1 protein-coding gene and 1 pseudogene are annotated in these 3,601 nt (G+C 66.0%); both read right to left on the bottom strand.

The features are described from left to right. Positions 1-515 (bottom strand): ribulose-phosphate 3-epimerase (gene rpe / locus EN994_RS22670; protein WP_127307820.1); only part of this gene is annotated, 515 nt, incomplete at its 3' end. A gap of 222 nt (positions 516-737) precedes the next feature. Further along, positions 738-3,601: pseudogene (locus tag EN994_RS22675) on the bottom strand (hypothetical protein); the annotation flags it as partial.

A 3,601-nucleotide genomic window follows, 5' to 3' on the forward strand; every position in this document is an offset into this window, starting at 1 on the left:
ATTCGGATTGGCCGGCCTCCGATGAGGGCCTTGACCCGCTTCACCTTGTCGACGATCGCTGGGATGAAGGCCTGGCCGCCGAAGCCCGGATTGACGGTCATGATCAGGATCAGGTCGAGCCGGTCGAGCACGTATTCGACCACGCTTTCCGGCGTCGCCGGATTGAGCGACACACCGGCCTTCTTGCCAAGATTCCTGATGGTCTGCAGCGAGCGGTCAAGATGCGGGCCGGCCTCGGCATGGACGGTCAAACCGTCGCAGCCGGCCTCGGCGAAAGCGGCCAGATAGGGGTCGGCCGGGGCAATCATCAGATGGCAGTCGAAGAAGGCCTTGGTGCGGTTGCGGATCGCCTTGATCACTGGCGGGCCAAAGGTGATGTTGGGCACGAAATGCCCGTCCATAACATCGAGATGTATCCAGTCGGCGCCGGCTGCCGCTACCGCTTCGACCTCATCGCCGAGTTTGGAAAAATCCGATGCCAGCACCGATGGTGCAATCAGGGTCTTTCTGCTCATGGATGCGGCCTTTCCGAGTGTCCTTCTCGTTGGCCACCCTATCGACTGCCTAATGCGCCGCAGCCGACTTGTCGAGGGTGCAGGCGCGGTCGATGCGCAGGCTGGGACGCGTGCCGTTATCCGCGATCATGCTGCGGCCAATTCCCGCTTGTCCCCACAGCCGCGAAGAAAAACCCGCCGGATTGCTCCGGCGGGGTTTCTGGTCTCGTGTCGAGCAGGTGGTTATTGCTGCTGGAGCTTCAGGATTCTGTCTGGAACCTGGTCCTGCCGCTGTTCGACCTGCGGCCTGCGCCTGCAGCACCTGCTGCAGCAGCAGGCCGGGGTTCAGCTCCAGCGACGGTTGTCCGCGGACCGCCCGGCAGTTCGGGTAGCGCCCGATCGTGCCTTCCGGGCAGCGCCTCCTGATGATCGGCTGGCACTGGCCATCGATCATCTGCGAGCCCGGTGCGCATTCCACCTCCTGCCTGCGGCATGCGCCGTTGATCACCTCGGTGCCGCGCGGGCAGACACATTCGCCGCGCTTGTTGTGGACCTGGCCGCGTACGTCGCACTGCTCCTGCGTCGGCTGCTTGCGCCGGCAGGCATTGCCCCGCACCTCGGTACCCCTCGGGCAGACACAATTGCCGTCGGCGTCGTGGACCTGGCCACGGATGGTGCACTGGTCAGGCCTTGGCCGGATCGGGCGGCAGGCGCCGTTTCTGACCTCGTTGCCTTGCGGGCAGACGCAGTCTCCGTCCGCGTCGTGGACCTGGCCACGGATGATGCACTGCTCAGGCTTCGGCCGGATCGGACGGCAGGCGCCATTGCGCACCTCGGTCCCTCGCGGGCAGACACAGTCTCCATCGGCATCGTGGACCTGGCCACGGATCGTGCACTGCTCCGGCTTTGGCTGGATCGGGCGGCAGGCATTGCCCCTGATCTCGGTTCCCCTGGGGCAAACACAATCGCCATCCGCATTGTGGACCTGGCCACGGATAGTGCACTGCTCGGGCTTGTCGGTCCTGACGCACCTGCCGTTCTCGAGCCCGGTTCCGCGTGGGCAGACGCAGCGTCCGTCCTCGGTGCGGATCTGGCCCTCGAGCAGCACACAGCGTTTCGGCTGTTCCGGCTTCGGCACGATACCACCGCCCGGCGAGCACTGGCCGTTGCGGTAGGTGGTGCCTTCGGGGCAAACGCAGCGGCCGGCATCGTTCATGACGAAGCCTTGCGAGCATTCCTTCCTCGTCTCCTGGCTAATGGTGAAGGGATGGCAGGCATAGGCCTTGCCGCGATCGCCCTGCACATTGGTCTGATCGCCGCCAAGCACGTCGCCACCGCCCTGCACCCGTGTGTCGGGAGACAGCACGCCGACGCAATTCTGGCCGCTGACATTGCCCTGCAGATTGGCCAGGCGGCCGTCGTCGGGAATGACCACGGTGACATGGTGTACCCGGCTTTCGCCGGCGCCGAGCGTCAGGTTGGCAATGCAGGACGCAGGCAAGGTTGCCGGTTCCGGCGAGCAGCCGAAGGGCGGATCGATCGAGGTGATCTCAACGCCTTCCAGCCTGCCGAGCCCCTCCACGCCGATCGCATCGCCGATGCGGACCGGCCCGGAGAAGGCGGTCGCTCCGTCATTGATGATGGTGATCTCGAACGAGCAGGGTTGGCCGAGCCTGCATTCGCGGTCGCCGGTCTTTTCGACACGGATGGTCGAAGAACCGCCGCCCTTGGCGCAGGCCTGGCCAAAGGGATAGACGACGTCGTCGCCCGGCGCAGGCCCATAGGAGCCGCGCGCGCAGTTTTCGAACGCGCCATTCGCCGAGACCGTCACGTCGAAGTGGCGGCTGGTTCCAGGTGTCATGACGGCACCGGGAATCTGGCACGACAGCGCATTGGCCGGAACCGGTCCGCACGCCCATTCCGCGCCGTCGGGGGTGACGGTCTGGATCTGGACGGGCGCGCCGCCGGCCACCAGCGTGGCGGCATCGTTGACCCGCACCGGACCGGTGGGGGCAGCGGTGCCAAGGCTGGTGACGGTGATGCGGCAAGAGACGACCGCGGCACCGGCGAGCGAGCCGTTGCACACCTTGGTGATGCGCAGGGTCGGCTTGCCGCCATTGGGATGACGGAAGCGTTCCTTGGCGCAGGCCTTGTTGTTGGTGAGGTCGTTTTCCCCGGGGATGGGCTTCACCTCAGCGCAATTCTCGACAGTGTCCGACTGGTAGCCGGCCGGCATGACCGCCTTCACGAAGATCGGCGTCGAGGCGCCCGCAGGCAGCGAGATGCCGGCATTGTCGCAACGGAACTGGCCGGGGCCGTTCGGTCCGCATGTCCAGGGCGGGTTCGGGCCGAAGGTCGAGGACGACGGCGCGCCGCCGGGATAATTGTCGATGACCGTCAGCGGTCCATTGTAGGTGGCGCTGCCGTTGTTGATGATGTCGATCACGAAGGTGCAGATGCCGTCGGCCGAGCAGACCGGGACGCGGGCACGCTTCTTCAGGATCAGGTCGACCTTCTTCTCCACCGGCGGCCGGCAGTCGCGGTCACGGTCGCCGCGCCGGCAGATCGGGATCGAGGCACAGCCGCGATCGTTCGACTGGCTGCCGAACAGCGGCTTGCCGCTGGCGCCATAATTGTAGGTGGCGCAGTTGCGTAAAGCACCGCCTTGCCAGCCTCCGGCCGGCTTGAAGCCGAGCTTGAGGTCGACGGAGGCCCCCGGATTGAGCGTGGTCACCGGATAGGTGCAGGTCATCGGGGTGGTTCCGGGTACGCAGACCCAAGGTGGATTTGGCCCTGAATCGAGCGTCGAGCCGGCCGGCAGCGTCACCTCGTCGAGCACGATCTTGCCGTGGTAGGCTCCGGTGCCGACATTGGTGACCCTGATGGTGAAGTCGCAGCCGCCGCCCATCGTGCAACGCGTCACGTCGGCGCGTTTCTCGACCTTGAGGTCCGGCTCCTTGTCCCTGGGCGGGCACCTCTGGTCACGCGGGATGACGATGTCGATCGTCTGCGTGCAGCACAGGCCCCAGCCTTCCTTCGGACCGGCATAGGTTTCGATGCCGGTGACGATGAGGTGGATGACGTCGCCGGGCGAGGCACCGACGATC

This window comes from Mesorhizobium sp. M7A.F.Ca.CA.002.09.1.1 (assembly GCF_003998555.1).
GTDB classification, from domain to species: Bacteria; Pseudomonadota; Alphaproteobacteria; order Rhizobiales; family Rhizobiaceae; genus Mesorhizobium; species Mesorhizobium ciceri.